General features: G+C 71.2%; 20 protein-coding genes, 1 pseudogene and 1 riboswitch. Of the genes and pseudogenes, 3 read left to right on the plus strand and 18 right to left on the minus strand.

The features are described 5' to 3' along the window. Positions 1-63: 63 nt before the first annotated feature. Positions 64-1,356 carry a cyclopropane-fatty-acyl-phospholipid synthase family protein gene (locus tag AB0O67_RS16410; RefSeq protein ID WP_365450488.1) on the minus strand — a complete coding sequence of 431 codons (1,293 nt, stop codon included), beginning with the start codon at positions 1,354-1,356 and terminating at the stop codon, positions 64-66. Positions 1,357-1,538: 182 nt separating this feature from the next. Next, entirely contained in the window at positions 1,539-2,921 is a 1,383-nt protein-coding gene (locus tag AB0O67_RS16415) for an NAD(P)/FAD-dependent oxidoreductase (RefSeq protein ID WP_365450490.1), read from the minus strand. Between the two features lie 559 nt (positions 2,922-3,480). Here AB0O67_RS16415 and AB0O67_RS16420 point away from each other — a divergent pair. Continuing rightward, positions 3,481-3,717: a hypothetical protein gene (locus AB0O67_RS16420; RefSeq protein WP_365450492.1), complete on the plus strand. Its 237-nt coding sequence runs from the start codon at positions 3,481-3,483 to the stop codon at positions 3,715-3,717. Positions 3,718-3,797: 80 nt separating this feature from the next. On the opposite strand, the gene AB0O67_RS16425 is transcribed toward AB0O67_RS16420, so the two are convergent. The 12 genes from AB0O67_RS16425 to AB0O67_RS16480 all read right to left on the minus strand — a co-directional run bounded on the left by AB0O67_RS16425 (position 3,798) and on the right by AB0O67_RS16480 (position 16,085). Further along, on the minus strand, positions 3,798-4,754 hold the full coding sequence (locus tag AB0O67_RS16425) for a Ppx/GppA phosphatase family protein (RefSeq protein ID WP_365450495.1): 957 nt from the start codon (positions 4,752-4,754) through the stop codon (positions 3,798-3,800). Next, entirely contained in the window at positions 4,751-5,284 is a 534-nt protein-coding gene (locus AB0O67_RS16430) for a DUF501 domain-containing protein (RefSeq protein WP_365450498.1), read from the minus strand. Before AB0O67_RS16430 ends, AB0O67_RS16425 begins: the two co-directional genes overlap by 4 nt. Before the next feature lie 39 nt (positions 5,285-5,323). Then, positions 5,324-5,800: a septum formation initiator family protein gene (locus AB0O67_RS16435; protein WP_365450500.1), complete on the minus strand. Its 477-nt coding sequence runs from the start codon at positions 5,798-5,800 to the stop codon at positions 5,324-5,326. A 110-nt stretch (positions 5,801-5,910) separates the two neighbouring features. Beyond that, positions 5,911-7,191, minus strand: a complete 1,281-nt coding sequence (eno, locus tag AB0O67_RS16440; RefSeq protein WP_365450502.1) for a phosphopyruvate hydratase — start codon at positions 7,189-7,191, stop codon at positions 5,911-5,913. A 293-nt stretch (positions 7,192-7,484) separates the two neighbouring features. After that, on the minus strand, positions 7,485-8,165 hold the full coding sequence (locus tag AB0O67_RS16445; protein WP_365450505.1) for a transglycosylase family protein: 681 nt from the start codon (positions 8,163-8,165) through the stop codon (positions 7,485-7,487). A 3-nt stretch (positions 8,166-8,168) separates the two neighbouring features. Beyond that, a riboswitch (cyclic di-AMP (ydaO/yuaA leader) is annotated at positions 8,169-8,348 on the minus strand. A 206-nt stretch (positions 8,349-8,554) separates the two neighbouring features. Next, on the minus strand, positions 8,555-9,640 hold the full coding sequence (locus AB0O67_RS16450; protein WP_365450508.1) for a transglycosylase family protein: 1,086 nt from the start codon (positions 9,638-9,640) through the stop codon (positions 8,555-8,557). Positions 9,641-9,785: 145 nt separating this feature from the next. Beyond that, positions 9,786-11,057, minus strand: a complete 1,272-nt coding sequence (locus AB0O67_RS16455; RefSeq protein WP_365450533.1) for a cytochrome P450 — start codon at positions 11,055-11,057, stop codon at positions 9,786-9,788. 160 nt (positions 11,058-11,217) lie between these two features. Then, positions 11,218-12,231, minus strand: a complete 1,014-nt coding sequence (locus AB0O67_RS16460) for a nucleoside triphosphate pyrophosphohydrolase (protein ID WP_365450511.1) — start codon at positions 12,229-12,231, stop codon at positions 11,218-11,220. Positions 12,232-12,325: 94 nt separating this feature from the next. Then, positions 12,326-12,967: a SurA N-terminal domain-containing protein gene (locus tag AB0O67_RS16465; protein WP_365450513.1), complete on the minus strand. Its 642-nt coding sequence runs from the start codon at positions 12,965-12,967 to the stop codon at positions 12,326-12,328. A gap of 143 nt (positions 12,968-13,110) precedes the next feature. Further along, positions 13,111-14,595, minus strand: coding sequence for a serine/threonine-protein kinase (locus tag AB0O67_RS16470; protein ID WP_365450534.1), 1,485 nt, complete (start codon positions 14,593-14,595; stop codon positions 13,111-13,113). Between the two features lie 38 nt (positions 14,596-14,633). Then, positions 14,634-15,278, minus strand: a complete 645-nt coding sequence (locus tag AB0O67_RS16475; protein WP_365450516.1) for a hypothetical protein — start codon at positions 15,276-15,278, stop codon at positions 14,634-14,636. 180 nt (positions 15,279-15,458) lie between these two features. Continuing rightward, a complete protein-coding gene (locus AB0O67_RS16480) occupies positions 15,459-16,085 on the minus strand; it encodes an N-acetyltransferase (RefSeq protein ID WP_365450518.1) in 627 nt (208 codons plus the stop codon). A 61-nt stretch (positions 16,086-16,146) separates the two neighbouring features. Between AB0O67_RS16480 and AB0O67_RS16485 the strand changes: the two genes are divergently transcribed. Further along, positions 16,147-16,335 carry a hypothetical protein gene (locus tag AB0O67_RS16485; RefSeq protein WP_365450520.1) on the plus strand — a complete coding sequence of 63 codons (189 nt, stop codon included), beginning with the start codon at positions 16,147-16,149 and terminating at the stop codon, positions 16,333-16,335. Positions 16,336-16,405: 70 nt separating this feature from the next. Here AB0O67_RS16485 and AB0O67_RS16490 read toward each other — a convergent pair whose 3' ends face one another. From AB0O67_RS16490 to AB0O67_RS16500, 3 genes and pseudogenes are all read right to left on the minus strand, one after another. Beyond that, positions 16,406-17,758 (minus strand): hypothetical protein, encoded by a 1,353-nt coding sequence (locus AB0O67_RS16490; RefSeq protein ID WP_365450522.1) that lies wholly within the window; start codon positions 17,756-17,758, stop codon positions 16,406-16,408. A 73-nt stretch (positions 17,759-17,831) separates the two neighbouring features. Then, entirely contained in the window at positions 17,832-18,602 is a 771-nt protein-coding gene (locus AB0O67_RS16495) for an HNH endonuclease family protein (RefSeq protein ID WP_365450524.1), read from the minus strand. An 82-nt stretch (positions 18,603-18,684) separates the two neighbouring features. Continuing rightward, positions 18,685-18,921 (minus strand): annotated as a pseudogene (locus AB0O67_RS16500) (hypothetical protein); the annotation flags it as partial. Positions 18,922-19,082: 161 nt separating this feature from the next. On the opposite strand from AB0O67_RS16500, the gene AB0O67_RS16505 reads away from it, so the two are divergent. Beyond that, positions 19,083-19,265, plus strand: a complete 183-nt coding sequence (locus tag AB0O67_RS16505; RefSeq protein ID WP_365450527.1) for an antitoxin — start codon at positions 19,083-19,085, stop codon at positions 19,263-19,265. 182 nt (positions 19,266-19,447) lie between these two features. Here the strand turns inward: AB0O67_RS16505 and mfd are convergent, their stop codons facing one another. Continuing rightward, positions 19,448-22,981 carry a transcription-repair coupling factor gene (gene mfd, locus AB0O67_RS16510; protein WP_365450529.1) on the minus strand — a complete coding sequence of 1,178 codons (3,534 nt, stop codon included), beginning with the start codon at positions 22,979-22,981 and terminating at the stop codon, positions 19,448-19,450. Between the last annotated feature and the right edge of the window lie 263 nt (positions 22,982-23,244).

A 23,244-nucleotide genomic window follows, 5' to 3' on the forward strand; every position in this document is an offset into this window, starting at 1 on the left:
CGAGCGGATGGGCCCCGTTCCCGGGAGGGAGCGGGGCCCGTCGTGTTGCGGCGGCGCGGCCTCTCAGCCCCAGGTACGGGCGCGCAGCGGCACTCCGGAGGCACCGGACTCGGGGGTCCGGACCGCCAGGACCTGGTTGACGCCGATGCGGTTGCGCTCGAAGGCCAGCGCCGAGGCGGCCATGTACAGCTGCCAGACGCGGGCCCGGCCGGGACTGGTCAGCTTGACCGCCTCGGCCCAGCCGGCCTCCAGGTTGGCGACCCAGCGGCGCAGCGTGAGGGCGTAGTGCTCACGGATCGACTCGACGTCCCGCACCTCGAAGCCGGCGCGCTCCAGCTGGGTGACGGTGGTGCCGACAGGGGCGAGCTCGCCGTCCGGGAAGACGTAGGCGTCGATGAAGTCGTCCGCCTGGTAGGCGGACTCGTCCCGCTGGGGTCGCCGGGCGATCTGGTGGTTGAGCAGCCGCCCGCCCGGCCGCAGCAGGGCGTGCAGGTGCTCGGCGTATTCCAGGTAGCGCTCGGCGCCCACGTGCTCGGCCATCCCGATGGACGAGATCGCGTCGTACGGCCCGTCGGTGACGTCCCGGTAGTCCTGCACCCGGATCTCCACCCGGTCGGTCAGGCCCTCGTCCGCGACGCGTTTACGGGCGTACGCGGCCTGCTCCTGGGACAGCGTGATGCCCACGACGCTCACGCCGTGCTCGCGGGCGGCGTGGATGGCCATGGAGCCCCAGCCGCAGCCGACGTCCAGGAGGCGCTGACCGGAAGTCAGGGCGAGCTTTCGGCAGATGAGTTCGAGTTTGTCGTGCTGGGCGGTCTCCAGGGTGCTGTCCGGGGTGGGCCAGTAGGCGCAGGAGTACACCATGGACGGCCCGAGGACGAGCTCGTAGAAGTCGTTGCCGACGTCGTAGTGGTGGCTGATGGCGCGTTTGTCGCTGCGCCTGGTGTGAAGGTTGCGGCGGGGCCTGCGCACCTCCTCGGGGGGCGGGGCGGGCGGCAGCGCGGGTCCGGCGAGCCGCACCAGACCGCGGACGCCGGCGCGCACCTCGGGGTCGCGCAGGGCCTCGGCGAGGCCACGGGCGTCCTCTCCGCGCTCCCAGATCAGGCCGGCGAGCAGACCGAGGACCGTGTACAGATCGCCCTCGATCTCCAGGTCCCCGGCCACCCAGGCGCGGGCGAGGCCCAGTTCGCCGGGCTTCCACAGCAGCCGGCGCAGGGCGCGCCGGTTGCGTACGACGATGACCGGCGTGTCCGGTGGACCCGCCTGCGAACCGTCCCAGGCGCGGATACGCACCGGGAGCGGAGTTCCCCCCACCTGCTCGAGCAGCCCCTTCAGCCGCGACGCGGCGTCAGCCATGGCGCACACCTCCGTGACGGTGATCCAACACCACGTAAACACCTACGGGCCCCGAACGCAGTCCCCTGTTCGCGTCATGTCTGGGCAAAACCCTCCGCCGGTCCCGCCGGACGGGAACGACGAAGGACCCCCTGCACCACGGATGGCAGGGGGTCCTTCGGGGGTTCAGCCGGGGACGGGCGTCAGGAAGCCTTGGCCTTTTCCTCGGTCTTGGGAGCCGCGGCGACCGGCGCGGGCTTCGCGGCCTCGTAGAACTCCTCGCGCGGGGACTCCAGCGCGCCGAGGGCGACGACCTCGCGCTTGAGGAACATGCCGAGTGTCCAGTCGGCGAAGACGCGGATCTTGCGGTTCCACGTCGGCATCGCCATGCCGTGGTAGCCACGGTGCATGTACCAGGCGAGACGGCCCTTGACCTTGATCTTCATCTTGCCCATGACGATCATGGCCACGCCCTTGTGCAGGCCGAGACCCGCCACGGCGCCCTTGTTGGCGTGGCTGTAGTCCTTCTGCGGGAAGCCCCGCATACCGGAGACCACGTTGTCGCCGAGCACCTTGGCCTGGCGCAGCGCGTGCTGGGCGTTCGGCGGGCACCAGGCGTTCTCCACACCGGCCTTGCGGGCGGCGAGGTCCGGCACCTGGGCGTTGTCGCCCGCGGCCCAGATGTAGTCGGTGCCCTTGACCTGAAGCGAGGGCTCGCAGTCGATGTGACCGCGCGGGCCGAGCGGGAGGCCGTAGCGGGACAGGGCCGGGTTCGGCTTGACACCCGCCGTCCAGACGATGGTGTTGGCGTCGACCTCGAGGCCGTTCTTCAGCACCACGTGGCCGTCGACGCAGGAGTCCATGGACGTCGAGAGGTAGACCTCCACGCCCCGGCTCTCCAGGTGCTCCTTGCCGTACTTGCCGAGCTTGGGCCCGACCTCGGGAAGGATCTTGTCGGCGGCGTCGACGAGGATGAAGCGCATGTCCTCACGGGACACGTTGTTGTAGTACTTGGCCGCGTCCCGGGCCATGTCCTCGACCTCACCGATGGTCTCCGCGCCGGCGAAGCCGCCACCGACGAAGACGAAGGTGAGCGCCTTGCGGCGGATCTCCTCGTCGGTGGTGGAGTCGGCCTTGTCGAGCTGCTCCAGGACGTGGTTGCGCAGACCGATGGCCTCCTCGACGCCCTTCATGCCGATGCCCTGCTCGGCGAGGCCGGGGATCGGGAAGGTGCGGGAGACCGCGCCGAGCGCGACGACCAGGTAGTCGAACGGCAGCTCGTACGCCTCGCCGACCAGCGGCGCGATCGTGGCGACCTTGCGGTCCTGGTCGATGGTGGTGACCCGGCCGGTGAGGACCTCCGCCTTGGGCAGCACGCGTCGCAGCGGGACGACGACGTGGCGCGGGGAGATGTTGCCGGCGGCGGTTTCGGGGAGGAAGGGCTGGTAGGTCATGTACGACCGGGGGTCGACGACCGTGACGGTCGCCTCGCCGTAGCGCATCTTCTTGAGAATGCGCCGAGCTGCGTACAGGCCTACGTACCCACCGCCTACTACGAGGATCCTGGGACGCTCCGTGGTGCTCATGCCATCGAGTATCCACCCACTCCCGAGGGGGAGCTCGTGCGCCCCTTCACAAGCACTTCCGGTGCCTGTGCTACACTCCCCGGCCCACGTGAGCCATCTCATGGTCACGATCGGGAACCGCGGCGCGATACGCCCCGTTGTCAATGCCGCGTGAGCTGCCTCTCTGCCCCTCGGGCCCCCTGCGAGCGGACGGGAGATCCCCGCGCGGGAAGCCTTTACGGCCCTCCATACACGGTCCATCTGAACATGTTCAAGACCCTGTTCACGCCTCGGATGGGTCAACCGACTGCTCTTCGTGCCTCCACCGGGCCGATTTCCTTGTGAAGAACTTCACGAACTTTCCCCGGCGGGTACCTCGAAGGTGTCGGCGACGAGACCGGAAGCCCCCTCCCGCAGCGCTCATACGCCGGTCGACCTGCTCGGCCGACAGCTACCGGGCGGTAGTGCGCCGCTCCCTCACCACCCCGCGAAAGCGCCCCGGACCCACGGCCGCACACCGCGTCACCCGGTCGGCCACACTCCATGCGAAATCGGCTGGAACTACACATAGCGTGCAGACATGATCACCTCACAGAGGGCCCTCATGCGGGCCACTTCGCGCATAATCTCGGTCGGCGCTGCCCTGGGTATCGCCCTCGGTGCGGGGGCGGTGACGGCCGCCTCCGCCGCGGCCGCCACGCCCGTCCACCACGTCGCCACGAAGGCCACGGCCGTCCAGTCGGTCTCGGCCCACCACCGCTACGGCGGCGGCGGCGACGAGGAGTGCAGCGGAGTCATCGTCCTCCTCTGCAACTGACGGTCGGCCCGCACGGGCCGGCACGAACGGCCCCGGTTCCTGTCCAAGAGGAACCGGGGCCGTTCCGCGTCGCCCGCCGCCTAGGCCGACGGCTCGGCCGCCGCGTGGAAGGCGATGCCGTCGAGGATGTCGTGCTCGCTGACGACGACCTCCTCGGCGCCGATCCGCTCCATGATCGACAACAGTACGAGGGCCCCCGCGGCGATCACGTCGACACGCCCGGGGTGCATGGACGCGACGGCGGCGCGCTCGGCGTGGGTGGAGTGCAGCAACCACTCGGTGATCTCGCGGACCCGGTCCCGGCCGATCCGGGAGTGGTGGATGCGGGCGGAGTCGTACTCGGCCAGGTCCAGGGCGATCGCCGCCACCGTGGTGACCGAACCCGCCAGCCCGACCAGCGTCCTGGCCTCGCGCAGCGGCACCGTCTTCTCGGCCAGGTCGAGAGCGGCCTCGATGTCCGCGCGCATCGCCGCGATCTGCTCCTCGGCCGGCGGGTCGGACACCACGCCGTCCCGGACCAGATGACGCTCGGTCATCCGGACACAGCCGACGTCGACCGAGCGGGCCGCGCGGACATGCTCCTCGCCGACGACGAACTCGGTCGAGCCGCCGCCGATGTCCACCACGAGATAGGGCCGGTGCACATCCGCGCGCCCCGTCAGCTCCCTGGTCGCGCCGACGAAGGAGAACTCGGCCTCCTCGTCGCCGGTGACGACCTCGGGCTCGACGCCGAGGATCTCCACCACCCCGCGCACGAACTCGTCCCGGTTCTCGGCGTCCCGGGAGGCGGAGGTGGCGACGAAACGGACCCGCTCGGCGCCGTGCTCCTTGATGACCCCGGCGTACTCACGGCAGGCCGCGAAGGTCCGCTCGAGCGCCTCGGGGGCCAGCCGTCCGGTGCGGTCGACGCCCTGGCCGAGCCGCACGATGGTCATCCGGCGGTCCAGGTCGGCCAGTTCACCGGTCGCCGGATCCACGTCGGCGACCAGGAGCCGGATGGAGTTCGTACCGCAGTCGATGGCGGCCACGCGCGTCACTTGCCGTCCTCCTCGTTCGCCACGGTCACGCACGCGCCCTTGCGCCACCACTCGGGCAGCATCGCCAGGGCCTCGTCGCCGAGCGGGTTGACGCCCGGTCCGGCGGCCAGGCTGTGCGCGACGAGCACGTGCAGGCACTTCACCCGGTCCGGCATGCCGCCCGCGCTCGGGAAGTTCTTCAGCTCCTCGATCTCGTCCCGGCGCCGGACGTAGTCCTCGTGCGCGGCGCGGTACGCGGAGGCCAGTTCCGGGTCGGTCTCCAGCCGGGCCGTCATCTCCTTCATGACGCCCTCGGCCTCCAGCGTGCCGATGGCCGACGAGGCCCGCGGGCACGTCAGGTAGTAGAGCGTCGGGAAGGGTGTGCCGTCGGGCAGCCGGGGGGCCGTCTCCACGACGTCCGGCTGCCCGCACGGGCACCGGTGCGCGATCGCGCGCAGTCCGCGCGGCGGCCGCCCGAGCTGCTGCTTGAAGGCCTCGACGTCGGCGTCGGTGGGCTCGGTGCGCGGGGTGGGCGGCGGGGGCGTTTCCATACCTGTCTCTCTATACGTTCACCGGCCGGAGGCGTCCGGCTAATGGTGGGCGGCGTCGGACTTGTCGACCCCGTCCCAGACGTTCGCGTACCAGGGGCGGTCGGTCGTGCCCTGGTCGGTGCGCGACTGCCGGGCCGCGTCCGGGTCGATCACGACGTAGCCGGTCTCGCCCGGCATCACGTAGTGCAGCCGCTGCCGGATCTGCTGCTCCGCGTACGCGTCGTCCTGCCAGCGTGCCTTGAGGTCGCGCAGTTCCTCGACCCGCGCCTCGGCCCGCTGCTTCTGCTCCCGCAGGTCGGCGATCTCGGCGCGCTGGGCGACGTACTGCCTTATCGGATAGGCGAGCGCGACGACCAGTGAGCAGACGACGAGGGCGAGCAGGGCCGCGCGGCCGGTCAGCCGGGAGCGGCGGGCCTGGCGGCGGGTCTGGGAGCGGTAGACACGGGCCGCGGTCTGCTCGCCCAGCAGCCTGAGCCTGGTCGCGGTGGAGAAACGGTCCCGTTCCTTCACGGCCATCTGGCTCTCGCCTCCCCATGCCTGCGTGATGCACACGCGCGTACGTCCCCGCACACGGTACGGGACCGGGTGCGGGGACGTACGGACGACGCTTCCTACGAGGGCGTCGCTCAGCCCTTGAAGCGGGGGAAGGCGCTGCGGCCGGCGTACACCGCGGCGTCGTCGAGGATCTCCTCGATGCGCAGCAGCTGGTTGTACTTGGCCACGCGCTCGGAGCGGGCCGGGGCGCCGGTCTTGATCTGACCGCAGTTGGTGGCGACGGCGAGGTCGGCGATGGTGACGTCCTCGGTCTCGCCGGAGCGGTGCGACATCATGCACTTGAAGCCGCTGCGCTGGGCGAGCTCGACGGCGTCCAGGGTCTCGGTCAGGGAGCCGATCTGGTTGACCTTGACCAGCAGGGCGTTGGCGGCGCCTTCCTCGATACCGCGGGCCAGGCGCTCCGGGTTGGTGACGAACAGGTCGTCGCCGACGAGCTGGACCTTGTCACCGAGCTTCTCGGTGATGGTCTTCCAGCCCTCCCAGTCGTCCTCGAACAGCGGGTCCTCGATGGAGACGAGCGGGTACGCGTCGACGAGCTCCGCGTAGTACTCGGTCATCTCGGCGGCCGTGCGGTCCTTGCCCTCGAAGGTGTAGACGCCGTCCTTGTAGAACTCGGACGCGGCCACGTCGAGGGCGAGGGCGATCTGCTCGCCGGGGGTGTAGCCGGCCTCGTTGATGGCCTCCAGGATGAGGTCGAGGGCCTCACGGTTGGAGCCGAGGTTCGGGGCGAAGCCGCCCTCGTCGCCGAGGCCGGTGGCCAGGCCCTTGCCCTTCAGCACCTTCTTGAGGGTGTGGTAGACCTCGGTGCCCCAGCGCAGGGCCTCGGAGAAGGACTCCGCGCCGATCGGGGCGATCATGAACTCCTGGATGTCCACGTTGGAGTCGGCGTGCGAGCCGCCGTTCAGGATGTTCATCATCGGCACCGGCAGCAGGTGCGCGTTGGGGCCGCCCAGGTAGCGGAAGAGCGGCAGGTCGCTGGCCTCGGAGGCGGCGTGCGCGACGGCGAGCGAGACGCCGAGGATGGCGTTGGCGCCGAGGGAGCCCTTGTTGTCGGTGGCGTCCAGGTCGAACATCGCCTGGTCGATCAGGCGCTGCTCGGTGGCGTCGTAGCCGACGAGCTCCGGGCCGATCTGCTCGATGACGGCCAGGACGGCCTTCTCGACGCCCTTGCCGAGGTAGCGGTTGGGGTCGCCGTCGCGGAGCTCGATGGCCTCGAAGGCGCCGGTGGAAGCGCCGGACGGAACGGCGGCACGACCCGTGCTGCCGTCGTCGAGGCCGACCTCGACCTCGACCGTGGGGTTGCCTCGGGAGTCCAGGATTTCCCGGGCTACGACGACGTCGATGGACGGCACGAGCATCTCCTTCGTGGATGTGACGCTATTGAGCAGGACCGCGGCGGCTCTGCGAGACGAGCCTAACCGGCTCCGTGCGATCGGCCAGCCGGTCGCCCATCTCGTGGACGGAACCGAGAGTAAATTGTTTCCGAACGAAACAAAGACGGGGGTGCACCGCGCGGGAAGCGGGACACGAAAAGCCCCGCCCCGGTGCGTACGGGGGAGGACGCACCGGGGCGGGGAGCCCGTGGGGACGGGGGTGACCCTCACGGGAGCCTCTGGGGCCTCCGGCGGGTCGGCGGCGAACCGTTCTACTTCAGGTGCAGCTGCTGACCCGGGAAGATGAGGTCGGCGTCCTCGACGATGTCCTTGTTCAGCTGGAACAGCTTCTCCCAGCCGCCCTTGACGTCCTTCTCGGCGGCGATGGTGCTGAGGGTGTCACCCTCGACCACCTCGTACTCGCCGTCGCCCTTCTTCACCTTGTCGCCGGTCGGCGTGGTGACCGTCTCCTTCGCGGCCGGACGCTCCGCGGAACGCGAGGCCGGCTGCTCCTCGGTCGCGCGCGTGCCGGTGTCGGTGCTCTGCGACTCGTTCGCGGCGGAGCCGCCGGCGTAGGCGGCGTTCGACAGGCCCGTGCCGCAGACGGGCCAGGCGCCCTTGCCCTGACCCGCGAGCACCTTCTCGGCGATCTGGATCTGCTGCTCCTTGGAGGCCTGGTCGGCCGTGCCGGCGAACTGCGATCCGCCGTACGCGGCCCAGGTCGAGGCGGAGAACTGCAGACCGCCGTAGTAACCGTTGCCGGTGTTGATGGACCAGTTGCCACCGGACTCGCACTGGGCGACGGCGTCCCACTCGGAGGCCGTGGCGGCGGAGGCGCTGCCGGCCGCCATCAGCGGGGCGGCGACGGCGGCGGCACCGGTGACGCCGACCGCGGCGATGGCGCGAACGGTCTTGGACGAACGACGGTGCTTGCCCTTGCTGGAAAACAGCATGGTTGATCCCCTCACCGACGCCTGCGAGGTGAGCTGTCGGGTTCGGGCCGGTTGAGTTGCCCGGCCACACCTCCGTGGGAGGCGTGGCTTCACCCCAAGCCGGTTCCGGCGCTGAGTCTCCTCAACCGCCGGGCCCGGCACTTACCTTGGGTCCCCCGCTCCTGCCTACGGCGCTTTACGCGACGACTGTTCCCGGGCGGCCGCTGGCAGGATTCGGCGTTGCGGCAACCGGGGCTCGTGTTGGCGAGCGGTCATGACCGTAGACAGGCGATCGACGGAATTTCAAAGACGATCAGGGCTTCTGAGACTCATCCCACACTTTCGCCAAATCGGACATTCGGCTCGAAGTGTGACGCGAACTCCCGTTGTTCCCGGGCCGTTTCCCGCACCTACCTGCCGGCCGACTCCGCGCCTACGTCCAGCGTCTGACCGGGGAAGATGTGGTGGGGGTCGCCGCCGACGGCTTCCTTGTTGACGACATACAGCGCGGCCCATCCTCCTTGCACGCCATGGGAGTCGGCGATGCTCCAGAGCGTGTCGCCGTCCCGGACCGTGTAGGCCTCGTCGCCGGCCGCACGGGCGGCAGCACCGTCCCGCGAGGCGTGGCGCCCGGCCGACCCGCCGGCGCGGTCGCCGCCCTCCTCGGCGCTGCTTCCCCGGTGCTTGCCGGTGCCGAGGACACCCGCGTCCGTGAGGCTCGAGGTGCTCGGCGCACTCGAAGGCACGCCGGAGGACGGGGAACTTGAGGAGGATTCGCCCGATTCGGGGGTTTCGCTGGAGCCGGGCGAGGTCGGGTCACCGACATCCGGGGAGCCGGCGTCGCCGGACGGAGTGGATTCGCCGGATTGCGTGGGATTCGCCGAGTTCGTGGGGCTGGTGGAATCCGAGGGCGCGGCGGACCCGTGGGACCCGTCGGCGCCCTTGGAGCTGCCGGACCCGTTCGCGTCGTCGTCCCGGCCCGTGTCGTCGGCGCGGGCGCTGCCGGACGAGTTGGACAATCCGAGCGAGCGGGACAGACTGCCCGAATCGCTGGATCTCGTGTGGGACGGCGTACTGGACGCGTCACCGGCCACACCCGTGTCGACCGCGGCCGACTCGGAGTCCACGTCGAGCCCCACCAGCGGGCCGCAGGTCGCCCACGCGCCGACGCCCTGGTCCGCGAGAACCTTCTCGGCGACGGCGATCTGCTGCGAACGGCTGGCCTGGTCCGCGCTCGCGGCGTAGGTGAGGCCGCCGTGCTTCTCCCAGTCCTGCTGGGAGAGTTGCAGCCCGCCGTAGTAGCCGTTGCCCGTGTCGGCGCTCCAGGAGCCGCCGGTCTCGCACTCCGCGACGCGGTCCCAGGTCGTCCCGCTTGCCGCGCTCGCACCGGAGGCGGCAAGGAGGGGGATGGCGATGGCGGAGCCGGTCACACCGGCGGCGACGACGAGTGCGGGCGCCTGGCGGGGGCGACGGTGACGACCGTTCCCGGAGAGCATGCGGGGACCTTTCGCGTGACGGCGGGGACCTGCGCGGCCGGTGAAGCCGGGAGGCCGCGCTGATGGGTGAACGTATAGGCAGACGATCACTTGTCACAAGTTAATGCCGCACAGATCACGTGAAGATCACATAGTTGAAAGTGCGTCACGTTTCCCGCACGGGCGTGAACTCCACCGGCAGCGTCCGCAGTCCCCGCATGATGAGCCCGCCCCGCCACCGCAGTTCGCCCGGATCCACCGCGAGCCGCAGGTCCGGGAGACGGGTGAGGAGAGTGGCGAGCGCGGTCCGGCCCTCCAGGCGGGCCAGGGGCGCGCCGAGACAGTAGTGGAGGCCGTGGCCGTAGCCGAGGTGCTGGTTGTCGTGGCGGGCGAGGTCGAGGGTGTCCGGGTCCGCGAACCGCTCCGGATCCCGGTCCGCGGCGGCGAGTACGACGAGGACGGGGTCGCCGGGTGCGACGTCCTGACCGCCGATGGTGAGCGGCTCGGTGGCGAAGCGCCAGGTGGCGAGCTCGACGGGACCGTCGTAGCGCAGGAGTTCCTCGACGCCGGTCTCCAGCAGGGCGCGTTCGCCGCGCGCCAACGACCCTTGGAGGAGGGCGCGTTGGCGCGGGTGGGTGAGAAGGGCGAAGGTGCCGTTGCCGATGAGGTTCACGGTCGTCTCGAAACCGGCGAACAGGAGGATGAACGCCATCGCCGCCGCCTCGTTCTCGGTGAGGTGCTCGCCGTGGTCGGAGGCGCGGATGAGGCCGGAGATGAGGTCCTCGGCGGGCCCTGGCTCGGCGGGGAGGGACTCGCGCTTGCGGTGGATGAGGTCCGCGAGATAGCCCCGCATCTTCTTCACGGACCGCGCGACCCCGCCCCGCGGTCCTCCGCCGTGCCGGATCATCATGCCCGCCCAGTCCCGGAAGTCGTCCTGGTCCTCGCGGGGGACGCCGAGCAGGTCGCAGATGGCGTAGATGGGGAGCGGGAAGGCGAAGTCGTGGATGAGGTCGGCGGAGCCGTCGCGGGCGAACCGGGCGATGAGGTCGTCGGTGAGCTCCTGCACGCGCGGTGCGAACTCGGCCACGCGGCGCGGGGTGAACGCCTTCGAGACCAGCCGCCGCAAACGGGTGTGGTCCGGCGGATCGATGTTGAGCAGATGCGTCATCAACTCGGCCTTGCGCTCGCCGGGGATACCGGTCTTCCCCTTGGCGTGCGCGGGCTCGTCGTGGTGCGCCGGGTTCTTGGACAGCCGCTGGTCGGCGAGGGCCTGCTTGGCGTCGGCGTAACGGGTGACCAGCCAGGCCTCCACCCCGCTGGGCAGCCTGGTCCGGTGCACGGGCGCGTGCTCGCGCAGCCAGGCGTAGGCGGGGTAGGGGTCGGTCGCGAACTCCCAGGTGAAGAGTTCGGGCGCCGGGGTGGGGGCGGGCGCGTCCATGTCGGGGTGGTGCTGGTCGGTCACTCCCTGACGGTATCCGGCGGCGCCGTCCTCGTGCCGCGCGGGCGCCGGCCGCCCGCAGCGGCGCCTCCTTGAGCAGCTCCAACTCCCCTGCCGCTCCGGCCCCCACACCTCGGGCCCGCCCGTTCGGGCAACGACCCTAGGCTTCGGCCCCCTCGGCCGCGCGCACCGCGTCCCGGTAGGCGCGGGCCGCCGCGCGCAGGGCCGCCTCCGGGTCCGCGCCCTCCGCCTCGGCGCGTATCGCCAGCGTCAGCAGCTCGTACCCGACGCCCTCGCCCGCCGGCAGGGGCACGTCCAGGCCCGCCGTGCGTACCCGGGACGCCAGCTTCGCCGCGAGGGCCAGGCCGGGCTGGTGCAGCGGGATGCCCTCGGTCACCGAGGTCCGCTGCTTCTCCTCGGCCTTGGTGCGCAGCCAGTGCTCCTTGACCTCCTCGGGGGTGGCGGCGCTCTCCTCCCCGAAGACGTGCGGGTGGCGGTGGACGAGCTTGGCGACGATGGTGCCCGCGACGTCGTCGATGGAGAACGGGGCGTCGGGGTCCTCCTCCGCGATCCGGGCGTGGAAGACCACCTGGAGCAGCACGTCGCCCAGCTCCTCCCGGAGCTCGTCGCGGTCGCCCTCCTCGATCGCCTCGACGAGTTCGTACGCCTCCTCGATGCCGTACTTCACCAGGCCCTGGTGGGTCTGCCGGGACGACCAGGGGCACTCGGCGCGGATGCGGTCCATGACCTGGACGAGGTCGAGGAGGCGGGCGCCGGGCAGGTCGTAGGAGGCGGGGAGCAGCTCCAGCTCCGGCATGTGGAAGCGCCCGCTGCCGGCGAGCCGCGCCAGGCCGTCCGTGAGGGCCGGCTCGCCCTCGCCGGTGGCGACGACGACCACCGTCCGCCCGCCGGCGCACGCGTCGACCAGTTCCTCGGCGGTCGGGGCGGCCTCCTCCACCGATATGCCCGCCTCCCGCAGATACGGCAGCTGCGGGTGGGCCCCGTCGGCGCACAGCACGCGGTCGGCGGCGTGCAGCGCCTGCCACGCGGGCCAGGAGAGCAGGCCGGGGGCCACACGGTGGCTGGTGGTGAGCAGGACGATGCGGCCGGTCTCCGGGGGCGTGGGGGCACTGCGCCCGGCGTCGGGAGCGCTGTCGAAGCTGGTTGCGTTCACGATCCGAACGTAACCCACGCCGCCGACAGGCCCGTGAGCCGCCCGCGGGCGGCCGTCCGCGGGCGGTTGTCCGCCGCCCCCGGCGACAGGCCCTCTAGGCGGGCTGCTGCCCGGCGGTGATCTCCCGTACCCACGGCGTCTTCGCGTCCACCCGGCTGCTCTTCTGGACGTCCCAGCTGCCGTAGCGCGGGTTGAGGTCGACGTTCAGCTTCTCGGAGGCGTCCGAGAGGGCCTTCCAGAAGGCGGGCTGGCTGGTGTCGGTGCCGAGCTTCGCGGCGAGCTTCTGGGCCTCCAGCTGGAGGCGGAGGTTCTCCTCCAGGCGCTCCGGCGCCACCCCGTACTGCTGCAGCCAGGTCGTCTCCAGCGCCTTCGCGCCGCCGACCTGCTCCTGCAGACCGCCCCGCATCTCCTGGACCTCCTTGCGGCTGACGGAGATGCCGGCGTCCTGGGCGGCGCGGTGCAGCACCCGGTCGAGGACCATCCCGTGCAGGGTGTCGCGGGTCAGGGTGCCGGTCTTGGCGATCACCTGCGCGTACTGCGCCTCGTCGCCCACCGCCGCCCGCTGCGCCTCGCGCACCTCGTTGACCCGGGTCTCCAGCTGGGACACGGTGATCCGCTGACCGCCGACGACGGCGGCCGCGCCGGGATGCGCGTCGTTCCCGCAGGCGGCGAGGGCGGGCGCCGAGGCGATCGCGGCGGAGAGGAGAAGCGCGGTGCGGCGACGACGGCGGTGCAAGGAAACCTCCCGAGGAGATTGTGCGGCGGTGCACAAAGTCTTGCGGTGATCGATGGTAGGCAGCAGTCCGGCTTTGGCCAACCCATTCGACCAACGATTCACCAGGACTTCGGGCACCGCCGCGCCATCCGGCTGCCGGGGGACTATCCGCGCACCTGTCCCAGCCATTGCAGCGTCCGCCGAACCTCCACCGCCAGCGGGTGCCCGAGACCGCTCGTCCGTTCGACGTCGTGCAGCAGCCGCGCCAGCGTGTCGTGCGCGGCTGCGCGGTCCCCGAGGGCCAGCAGGAGGTGGCCCATGCGGCGGCGGACGTCGTGGGCGAGCTGGGGGTCGCCGGAGACGTACTGGTTCTCGTAGTACGGCAGCAGCGACCGGTACGCGGCGAGCGCGGCCGCCGGTTCGCCGAGCTGTTCGAGGCACTGGGCTGCCTCGTAGCGGAACCGCAGGGACTGCGGGTCGGCCTGGCCGGCCTCGGCGGCGCGTTCGTCGGCGAGGCGGCGCAGCTCGGGCAGCGCGCGCCGGTACTGGCCGTCGTCCATGAGCGTCGCGGCGTACTGCTTGCGCAGCGTGCGCACGACCGGGGAGTGCTCGCCGTGCTGCTCGGCCGCGGTCGGCAGGATCGCACCCAGGATGTCGACGGCCTGCGTGATCCGGCCCTCGCCGAGGAGCCGCTTGACCTCGTCGACAGCGCGCGCGACGTCCGGTCTCCCGGTGGCCGGCGGGACGGGGGCGGGCTGGGGCGCGGGCGTGCGGGCGCGGTCCGGCCAGGGGGCGTGCGGGCGTACGAAGGGGCGCGTCGGGTCGAGTGCCGCCCCACTGGGGGTGCCGCGCGCGGGCAGCAGCGGCGACAGGTCCTCGTACACCTCCTGCGCGGAGCCCGGCCGGTGCTGCGGGTCCTTGGCGAGCAGGCGCAGGACCAGGGCTTCGAGGGCCTCGGGGACCTCGGGGCGGAGCCTGCGCACGGGCACCGGGGGCTCGTACAGGTGGCGGTGGAGCACCCCGAGCGCCGTGGAGCCCGCGAAGGGCACCTCGCCGCTGAGGAGTTCGTGCAGGACCACGCCGAGCGCGTACAGGTCCGTGTACGGGCCGACCGCGCCGCTCATCGCCTGCTCGGGCGCCATGTAGGCGGGCGAGCCGATCGGCGAGCCGGTGTGCGTCAGGCGGGTGGTGTCGGTGTCCATGACCGAGGCGACGCCCAGGTCGAGGACCGTGACCGTGCCGTCCTGCTTCACCATCACGTTGCGCGGCTTGAGGTCGCGGTGCACGATCGGCACGGCGTGCACAGCGCTCAGCACGGCGCACAGTTGCGCGGCGACCGCAACCGCCCACTGCCACGGGTACGGGTCGCGCCCGGCGAGATGGCCGGAGAGGTCGACGCCGTCGACGTACTGCATGACGAGGAACAGCTCCTCGGCCTCACTGCCCGCGTCGTGCACCGTGACCAGGCCGGGGTGGTCGACCTGCGCGGTCACCCGGCACTCGCGCACGAAGCGCCGGCGCAGCTCGTCGGCCTCCTGTCCGGCCACCTTGTCGGGCCGCAGCAGCTTCACCGCCACGCGCCGGTCCAGCCGCCGGTCGTACGCCGTCCAGACCTGGCCCATGCCGCCCTGCCCGATGAGCGTGGCCAGTTCGTAGCGGTCGGCGACGACACGTCCTGTCGTCACGGTCACCTTCCGCCCTCGTGCTCGCCGTCGCGTCGGCCGTCCTGCTTGCGGAGGTAGTCGCTGAGCTCGTCCAGTTCGGCCCGGACCTGGTCGATGCGGGCGGGGGCCGGGCGTTGCGGGGGCTGGGCGGGTATCGGGGGCCGGGCGGGTACGGGGGGCTGGGGGTGCGGGGTGTGCGGACCGAGCGGGGGGTGGGGCGGCGAGGTCCGGACCGACGTCTGCGGCACCGTCGTCGCGTTGGTGTACGGCGGCTGCGGGTAGCCGTACGCCCGCGCCGGCCCGGGTGCGTGTCCGCCGCCGTGGCGGAGCTGGTGGAAGTGGCGTACCTCCGCGGCGAGGTAGTACGCCAGCACCGCCACCAGCGTGCCCAGGAGCAGCGCGAGGCCGGTCCAGCCGCCCGGGGTGTGGATCTCGTCGCCGGGTTCGGTGCCGAGCAGGACCACGGCGAGGATGTCGATGGCCAGCACGGCCGCGAACAGGCCCCAGTCCAGCGGCCTGCGGGTGACGATGGCCAGGCGCAGCAGCATCGTCCAGGTCAGGAAGCCGAGACTGAGGACGGAGATCGCCACGAAGAGCACACGCACGAGCACCAGCCACGCCGTCGGGGGCGGCTGCTTCACCGGCTGCGTGTAGCCGTGGCCATGCATGGCTGCTCCTGGTGCCTGAAGTGCGGTGACGAAGTCGGCCGGCGTCGGGCGACGCCGGTCGTGAGAGGGTCGCTTCGAGCGTATAGCCCGACACCGACAACCCGTCACGGGTTGTACCGAACCGTTGCCACACTGATCACTTCGCGCGAGGAGCGTGCCCCCTCCGGGCGTGCCCGTGGCTCAAAGAGAGTGCCGCATCCACACGTTGGGCTCGACGTACACCGCGTAGCCGTGCTCCGGCTCGCACCGCACCGGTACCAGTGCCCCGGGCACCTCGATGTCGCCCGCCGCGTCGAAGGGCAGCCCGGTCCAGCGGCGCCAGTCCTCCAGCGGGGCCGCCACGGTCATCGAGGCAGGTGCCACGGAGTGGAACGTAGCGCCCGCGCGGGCGTGCACGCGCAGCCAGGGGTCGTGCGGAAGCCCGTCGGGGCGGACCCGGCGGGCGTACTCCTCCATGGGCGTCCGGGGTTCGAGGTGCTTGGCGCTGGGGCGGACGGGGGCGACGACCTCGCGGAAGCCGAGGGCGCCGGCGTTGGCACGCATCGCCGCGAGCATCCGGCCGGACAGGCCGTGCCCCTGGGCGTGTGGGGCGACGACGACGGAGACGGCACTGACGGTGTCGGGGCGGACGCCGCGGCGCAGGTCGGAGAACGCCCACCCGAGCACCTCGTCCCAGCCCCGGGCCGGCAGCTCGCCGCGGCCGTCGGCGTCGAGCGCGAAGGGGACGCTGTGCGCGTGCGCGACGATGTCTCCGGCCGGGTTGCGGACGGACCTTGCACTGGCCCGCGAAGAGATCCAGGACCTCAAGAAGGAGCGCGATCGGCTCCGTAACCGGGTCAGGCTCTCTCTCGGCGCCGAGTTGGAGGGCGTGAACCAGTACGAGCTGATCGAGCGGGTACAGCAGATCGAGCAGCGGAATACCGTGCTGGAGCAAGCGCTGTCAGAGGCCAGGGATCGGATCGCCGCCCTGGAAGGCCAACTGCTTGAGGCGGAGGACGACCTCACCGCCGCGCGAGCCAGTCTGCGCCGTGCCATGCGGACTGTTCCGTCCCCGTAGCTCGCGTTCCACCACGACCTGCGGCTGTCCGGCTTGAGTCTTGTCTGCCGGGCAGCCGTGAGAGGTGGAATCAGAATGGGGGATCGTTGAAGAACGACCCGGTCCGGACAGGTGAGACCGGCTCGGAATCACGCTGCTGAAGGAGTGCGACGGCGTCGTTGATGCGCCCCAGGTCGATGAGGTGGCGGGCAAGTTCATTGCTGTTCTTGGGGGCGTGCTGTTCGAGAACGGCAACAGCTTCCTCGGGGCGTCCGGCGCCGACGAGCAGCTCGGCGATGTGCGGCGCCGCGTATGAGGTGGATCCCTCGGGGTGGGAGCAGGCCTGTGCGACCGCTGCATCGACGCCGTCGCGAGCGGCGATGAGCGGCAATCGTATCCAGTACAGGTCCCAGTCCTCCTCACCCCCGCGGGCGGCGGCGAGGGCGTCGAGGTGCGCCAGGCCGTCCTCGGGGCGGCCCTGTGCGAGACACAGGTTGGACCACGTATGCAGGATCCAGTCGTCCCCGTCGTGGGCCTCGGCCAGGACTCGCATCACATCGACCGCTTCGCCCCCTCGGCCATGCCGTGCCAGGAGCTCCGCCAGTCGCACCGTGCCGTGGCACCGGAAGTCCTGCGAGTCGCCCGACTGCCGGTACACGGCGATCGCGCCTTCCACGTCACCGCACTCCTCCAGTGCCTCAGCCAGACGCTGCGCGGCGTGACCGAGACGATCGGTCACCGCGTACGCGCGCAGTTCCTCGATCCGACCGTGTCTCACCAGCAGGTCGGCCAGCTGATCCCGGTTGTTGACCGAGGTGATGTGCCGGGTGCGCAGCAGGGTGATCGCTTCGTCGACGCGGCCCTGGCGTTCGCGGATCGTGGCAAGAAGCCCGATGGCGTCGTCGGGGTCGATACCGTGGCAGCACCATGGACTGTCACAGCGGTGCTGGTCCGGGATACGGGCAGCCAGCAGCGCGGCGATGTCTTCGTCCCGGCCTGCTCCCTCGGCGACGTCGACCAGAGCGGCGGCAAGAAGCCGGTCCTCAATTCCTGCGCTCAGCCGAGTAACTGCCTCGTCCGTACGACCGTGCCGCGCCAGCAGGCGCGCGTAATACTCCGACGGGAGCCCTCCCGTGCTCGCGTACGGCAGGGCCAGCGCAATCGCTTCCTCTGCCCGCCCCCAGCTCTCCAGCAGCTCCGCCTGGGTCCGTGCTGCCGACCACCAGCCAGTGGCAACGTACGGAGAAAGCACCTCCAGCGCCTCGGCTTGCCGACCCTGGTCACTGAGCAGTTGCGCCCAGGCCCGCGCGCAGAACCATTCCCCGCGACGGGCTTGGGCCTCCACCTCATCACTGTGGCCGATCTCAAGAAGCCGGGAGACCAGGAGTGGAGGAATACACCCGGACAAGGTCCGGGCCTGACGGTCGAGATCGGCAGCGTCCATAACAGCGCACCTTAGCCACCACGTCCGAGAGAGAACCCGCAACGCCGAGGCCGGGACAGCCATGGGGATGCTGTCAGCCCTGGCACTGCTTCAACATCGTCGCCCTGTCCGCCGCCGTCACCGCGAGGTCGTACTTGAGGGCCACCTGGGCGAACCGCACTGCGTACGAGCACCGGACCGACTTGTTCGGCGGTAGCCAGGACGCCGGACCGGAGTCGCGTTTGGCGGAGTTCGTGGAGCCCGAGACCGGCAGAAGATTCAGCACGTCGTTGGCCAGCCGCTGCCGCTTCTCCCTGCTCCAACGCGAGGCACCCATCTGCCAGGCGTACGACAACGGCACCACGTGGTCTATCTGTACCTCGGTGGCCTTGGCCTTCTTCCAAGCGATGTCCTTGCCGGTGTAGGGGTCGTACAGGTCCATCGACACGACCACGCAGTCGGAACCCCTACGGAACTCGACGTCGTGTCCATGAAGTTTCAGCAAGTCGTTCCGGGTGTCACAACCGTTCCTCGCCAGCGGCACCCCATCTGCGGTGTCCATCCACGCATAGCCGAACCTGTCCCGTTCGTAGCCCGTCTTCGGCCCACGCCCCTTGACTGTGAGTTTGTCGACGAGCTTGCGCGCGTTCGCCTTGTCCGCCTCCGACGCGAGCGCCCCGAGCCCCGGCTTCGTTCCGTCCGTATTCGTCAGCGGGCTCGCCGCCCGCCCGGCAGCGGCGTCCGGTCCGGATCCCGCGGAGCTTCCGCCCGGCTCCAAACCATCACAGCCTGCAACGAGCGTGACGGCAACGGTGACCGTAAGGACGACCCTCTTCCCGCGCGTACACAGCGGCCTGTGGCTCATGTGCCTCTCACTACGCACAGGCGACCACACCCTGCATACGCTGCGAGAACAGCCCCACCACAGCGCGAACCATAGAGATAACGCGGGTGCCGCAACTGTTGGAGTCGGTGTCGGCCCAGGGCGAGCCGAACCGGTCCCGGTCGTAACCCGTCCTGGGCGCCCGCCCCTTCACGGGCAGCGACCGCGCGGCCGTGAGGGCCGCACCTCCACCTCCCGCCGTCCCCCCAGGGCCGTCGGTGCCGGTGGTCCGCTCCGTGCAGCCGGCCACGGCGAACATCACCACGGCGGCGGCCGCGGCCCCACCCCTGAGACGCATCACGGTGCGCCCTCCCCCTCGCCTGCTCCGTTCGCCCGGGCACGGGCGGTTGTGCCTGCCGCAACGGTAGCGCCCGAGAGGTCCAGACCATACGGTGCCCAACTCTGCATACCTCACAAGTCGGGCGTATCGTCGGTTCTGAGTCACTCCGGAAGGAGCTCTGGATGGGCATCTTCGACAGGTTCAAGAACAAGGCGGCGCAGGACAAGGCGAAGAACATGTCCGACGCCGCGGAGAAGAAGGCCAACGAACGCACGGGCAACAAGTACGAGGAACAGGTCGACTCCGCCCAGCAGAACATCGAGGGCAGGTTCGGCATGGACCACGACAGGCCCGACCGTCCGTAGGCCCGAAGTCCCACTGAGGCGACCGGGCCGAGCGAGGGGCGCGGGCCCCGCCGGCCGGCCGCTGAACCACCTGGACGCAGAGCCGTCCGCGGATCACCACGACCGCGGACGGCTCCAGGTGCGTGGTACGGGCACCGCGGGACCGGCGCCCCCTACGAGCCGAGGGCCTGCTCGGCGAGGACCTACGAGCCGAGGACCGACGCCAGGAACTCGCCGACCCAGCCCAGCAACTCCCGCCCGACCAACGGCTTCCCGCCGACCTTCGCCGTCTTCGGACGCGGCACCAGCACCTGGTGCACCGCCGGCTTGATGACCGTCCCCGGGTAGAGCCGCTTGACCCGCAGCTCCTGGGACTCGCGCAACTCCACCGGCGCGAACCGGATGTTGTTCCCCTGGAGCACGATCTCGCCCACGCCGCACGCGCGCGCGAGCATCCGCAGACCGGCCACCAGGAGCAGGTTCTCCACCGGCTCGGGCAACTTGCCGTACCGGTCGGTGAGTTCCTCCCGTACGGCCTTGACGTCCTCCTCGGAGTTGGCGGAGGCGATCGCGCGGTAGGCCTGGAGACGCAGCCGCTCGCCCGGCGCGTAGTCGTGCGGGACGTGGGCGTCGACCGGCAGCTCGATCTTGACCTCGAGCGGCGGCTCCTCCTCGATCCCGCCGGTCTCCAGCTGCCGCCGGTAGTCCGCGACGGCCTCGCCGACCATCCGGACGTACAGGTCGAAGCCGACGCCCGCGATGTGGCCCGACTGCTCGCCCCCGAGGAGGTTTCCGGCGCCGCGGATCTCCAGGTCCTTCATGGCCACGTACATGCCCGCGCCCATCTCGGTGTGCTGGGCGATGGTGGCGAGCCGCTCGTGGGCGGTCTCGGTCAGCGGCTTCTCCGGCGGGTACAGGAAGTACGCGTACCCGCGCTCGCGTCCACGCCCCACCCGCCCGCGCAGCTGGTGCAGCTGCGACAGGCCGAAGGTGTCCCCTCGTTCGACGATCAGCGTGTTCGCGTTGGAGATGTCGATGCCGGACTCGACGATCGTCGTCGACACCAGCACGTCGAACTTCTTCTCCCAGAAGTCGACGACGACCTGCTCCAGCGCCGTCTCCGACATCTGCCCGTGCGCGGTGGCGATCCGCGCCTCGGGGACGATCTCGCGCAGCCGGGCCGCCGCGCGGTCGATGGACTCGACCCGGTTGTGGATGTAGAAGACCTGGCCCTCACGCAGCAGTTCACGGCGGATGGCCGCGCCGATCTGGCGCTCCTCGTAGGGGCCGACGAAGGTCAGCACCGGGTGCCGTTCCTCCGGCGGGGTGGTGATCGTCGACATCTCGCGGATGCCGGTGACCGCCATCTCCAGGGTGCGCGGGATCGGGGTGGCGGACATCGTCAGCACGTCGACGTTGGCGCGCAGCTTCTTGAGCTGCTCCTTGTGCTCGACGCCGAACCGCTGCTCCTCGTCGACGATGACGAGCCCCAGGTCCTTGAACTTCGTCTCCGAGGAGAACAGGCGGTGCGTGCCGATGACGACGTCCACCGAGCCCTCCCGCAGTCCCTCCAGAACCGCCTTCGCCTCGGTGTCCGTCTGGAACCGGGACAGCGCCTTCACGCTCACCGGGAACTGCGCGTACCGCTCGCTGAACGTCCCGAAGTGCTGCTGCACCAGCAGCGTCGTCGGCACGAGGACCGCCACCTGTTTGCTGTCCTGCACGGCCTTGAAGGCGGCCCTGACCGCGATCTCCGTCTTGCCGTAGCCGACGTCGCCGCAGATCAGACGGTCCATCGGGATGGACTTCTCCATGTCGTCCTTGACCTCGGCGATGGTCGTCAGCTGATCCGGCGTCTCCGCGTAGGGGAACGCGTCCTCCAGCTCGCGCTGCCAGGGGCTGTCCGTGCCGAACGCGTGCCCGGGCGCCGCCATCCGCGCGCTGTAGAGCTTGATCAGGTCGGCCGCGATCTCCTTGACGGCCTTCTTCGCGCGCGCCTTGGTCTTCGTCCAGTCCGCGCCGCCCAGGCGGTGCAGCGTGGGCGCCTCGCCGCCGACGTACTTGGTGATCTGCTCCAGCTGGTCGGTGGGGATGTAGAGACGGTCGCCGGGCTGGCCGCGCTTGGCGGGGGCGTACTCCACGACCAGGTACTCACGGGTCGCGCCCTGCACGGTGCGCTGCACCATCTCGATGTAGCGGCCCACGCCGTGCTGCTCGTGGACGATGTAGTCGCCCGCCTCCAGGGTGAGCGGGTCGATGGTCTTGCGGCGGCGGGCGGGCATGCGCTGGCCGTCGCGTCCGGCGGCCTTCTGGCCCGACAGGTCGGTCTCGGTGAGCACGGCGAGCCGGAGTGCCGGGTCGACGAAGCCGTGGTCGATCGAGCCGCACGCCACGTGCACCAGGGACGGGGAGATGTCGCCCAGGTCCGTGTCCAGCCGGGCCGCGATGCCCTCGCCGCCGAGCACCTCGACGGTGCGGGCGGCCGGGCCGTGGCCCTCCGTGACGTATACCGTGCGCCAGCCGTCGGCGAGCCAGCCCTTGGTGTCGGCGAGCGCCTTGGCGGTGTCGCCGCGATAGGTCTCCGGGGCGTGCATGCCGAGCTTGAGGGTGGCCGCGTCCAGTTCCTCGTCGGCGGCGAACGGCGACACCGACCACCACATCATGTCCAGCTCGCGCGCCCGGTCACGGACGTCCGCGATGGACCACAGGGACGCCGCGCCGACGTCGATGGGCGCCTCGCCGCCGCCCGCGGTGGCCGCCCAGGACGCCTGGAGGAACTCCTGCGAGGTCGCCACGAGGTCCGCGGCACGCGTGCGCACCCGCTCCGGGTCGCACACGACGGCCATGGAGCCCTTCGGCAGCACGTCGAGCAGCAGCTCCATGTCGTCGACGAGGACCGGTGCGAGCGACTCCATTCCCTCCACGGCGATGCCCTCGGCGATCTTGCCGAGCAGCTCGCCGAGCTCGGGGTGCTCCTCGGCGAGGGCACGGGCGCGGGCGCGCACGTCGTCGGTGAGCAGCAGCTCACGGCAGGGCGGGGCCCACAGGCCGTGCTCGGCGACTTCGAGGGAGCGCTGGTCGGCGACCTTGAAGTAGCGGATCTCCTCGACGTCGTCGCCCCAGAACTCGATGCGCAGGGGGTGTTCCTCGGTGGGCGGGAAGACGTCGAGGATCCCGCCCCGTACGGCGAACTCGCCGCGCTTCTCGACCAGCTCCACGCGGGCGTACGCGGCGGCGGCGAGGGCGTCGACGATCTCGTTCAGGTCGGCGGTCTGCCCGCTCCGCAGCGCGACCGGCTCCAGGTCGCCCAGGCCCTTCACCTGCGGCTGGAGCACGGAGCGCACGGGTGCCACGACGACGGAGACCGGGCCGGTCTCGGGGTCGTCGGGGCGGGGGTGGGCCAGCCTGCGCAGCACGGCGAGGCGGCGGCCCACGGTGTCGCTGCGGGGGCTCAGCCGCTCGTGCGGGAGCGTCTCCCACGCCGGGTAGTCCACGACGCCGTCCGGGGGCAGCAGCGTCCGCAGGGCCGCCGTGAGGTCCTCCGCCTCACGGCCGGTCGCCGTCACCGCCAGCACCGGGCGGCCGCTCTCGCGGGCCAGCGCGGCGACGGCGAAGGGGCGGGCCGCCGGGGGGCCGACCAGATCGACGTGCGTCCGGTTGCCGTCCGTGGCCGCCTTGATCGCTTCCGCGAGTGCGGCGTCCTTGACGACGGCGTCGAGCAGACCGTGCAGGCTCATGGGGGGGCTTTCCGTCCGGGATGACAGGGGCTGATGACTGACCGGACTCGGGACGAGTGGTCGGCCGAGTCCGGGGCGGGCAACGCGAACCACCCGACACGCGGTGCGGGCCGGGGGTCTCCAGAGTACGTCGCCGCCGCACATGTCACCCGTGGGAGTGAATCCGCCGTGCGGGGCGGACCGGGCTCGCGGGGTCTGGGACCGGGGCGGGGCGGGCTCGTGGGACGCCGACGGCCCGGCGCCTGGAGTCCCCCAGGACTCCC

It is taken from the genome of Streptomyces sp. NPDC086077 (assembly GCF_040686175.1).
GTDB lineage: Bacteria > Actinomycetota > Actinomycetes > Streptomycetales > Streptomycetaceae > Streptomyces.

What these genes read in the sequence shown, in the direction of transcription:
- AB0O67_RS16410 (WP_365450488.1), bottom strand. Translation starts at nt 1,356, where the DNA reads ATGGCTGACGCCGCGTCGCGGCTGAAGGGGCTGCTCGAGCAGGTGGGG.
- AB0O67_RS16415 (WP_365450490.1), bottom strand. Translation starts at nt 2,921, where the DNA reads ATGAGCACCACGGAGCGTCCCAGGATCCTCGTAGTAGGCGGTGGGTAC.
- AB0O67_RS16420 (WP_365450492.1), top strand. Translation starts at nt 3,481, where the DNA reads ATGATCACCTCACAGAGGGCCCTCATGCGGGCCACTTCGCGCATAATC.
- AB0O67_RS16430 (WP_365450498.1), bottom strand. Translation starts at nt 5,284, where the DNA reads ATGGAAACGCCCCCGCCGCCCACCCCGCGCACCGAGCCCACCGACGCC.
- AB0O67_RS16435 (WP_365450500.1), bottom strand. Translation starts at nt 5,800, where the DNA reads ATGGCCGTGAAGGAACGGGACCGTTTCTCCACCGCGACCAGGCTCAGG.
- AB0O67_RS16445 (WP_365450505.1), bottom strand. Translation starts at nt 8,165, where the DNA reads ATGCTGTTTTCCAGCAAGGGCAAGCACCGTCGTTCGTCCAAGACCGTT.
- AB0O67_RS16450 (WP_365450508.1), bottom strand. Translation starts at nt 9,640, where the DNA reads ATGCTCTCCGGGAACGGTCGTCACCGTCGCCCCCGCCAGGCGCCCGCA.
- AB0O67_RS16455 (WP_365450533.1), bottom strand. Translation starts at nt 11,057, where the DNA reads ATGGACGCGCCCGCCCCCACCCCGGCGCCCGAACTCTTCACCTGGGAG.
- AB0O67_RS16475 (WP_365450516.1), bottom strand. Translation starts at nt 15,278, where the DNA reads ATGCATGGCCACGGCTACACGCAGCCGGTGAAGCAGCCGCCCCCGACG.
- AB0O67_RS16490 (WP_365450522.1), bottom strand. Translation starts at nt 17,758, where the DNA reads ATGGACGCTGCCGATCTCGACCGTCAGGCCCGGACCTTGTCCGGGTGT.
- AB0O67_RS16495 (WP_365450524.1), bottom strand. Translation starts at nt 18,602, where the DNA reads ATGAGCCACAGGCCGCTGTGTACGCGCGGGAAGAGGGTCGTCCTTACG.
- AB0O67_RS16505 (WP_365450527.1), top strand. Translation starts at nt 19,083, where the DNA reads ATGGGCATCTTCGACAGGTTCAAGAACAAGGCGGCGCAGGACAAGGCG.
- mfd (WP_365450529.1), bottom strand. Translation starts at nt 22,981, where the DNA reads ATGAGCCTGCACGGTCTGCTCGACGCCGTCGTCAAGGACGCCGCACTC.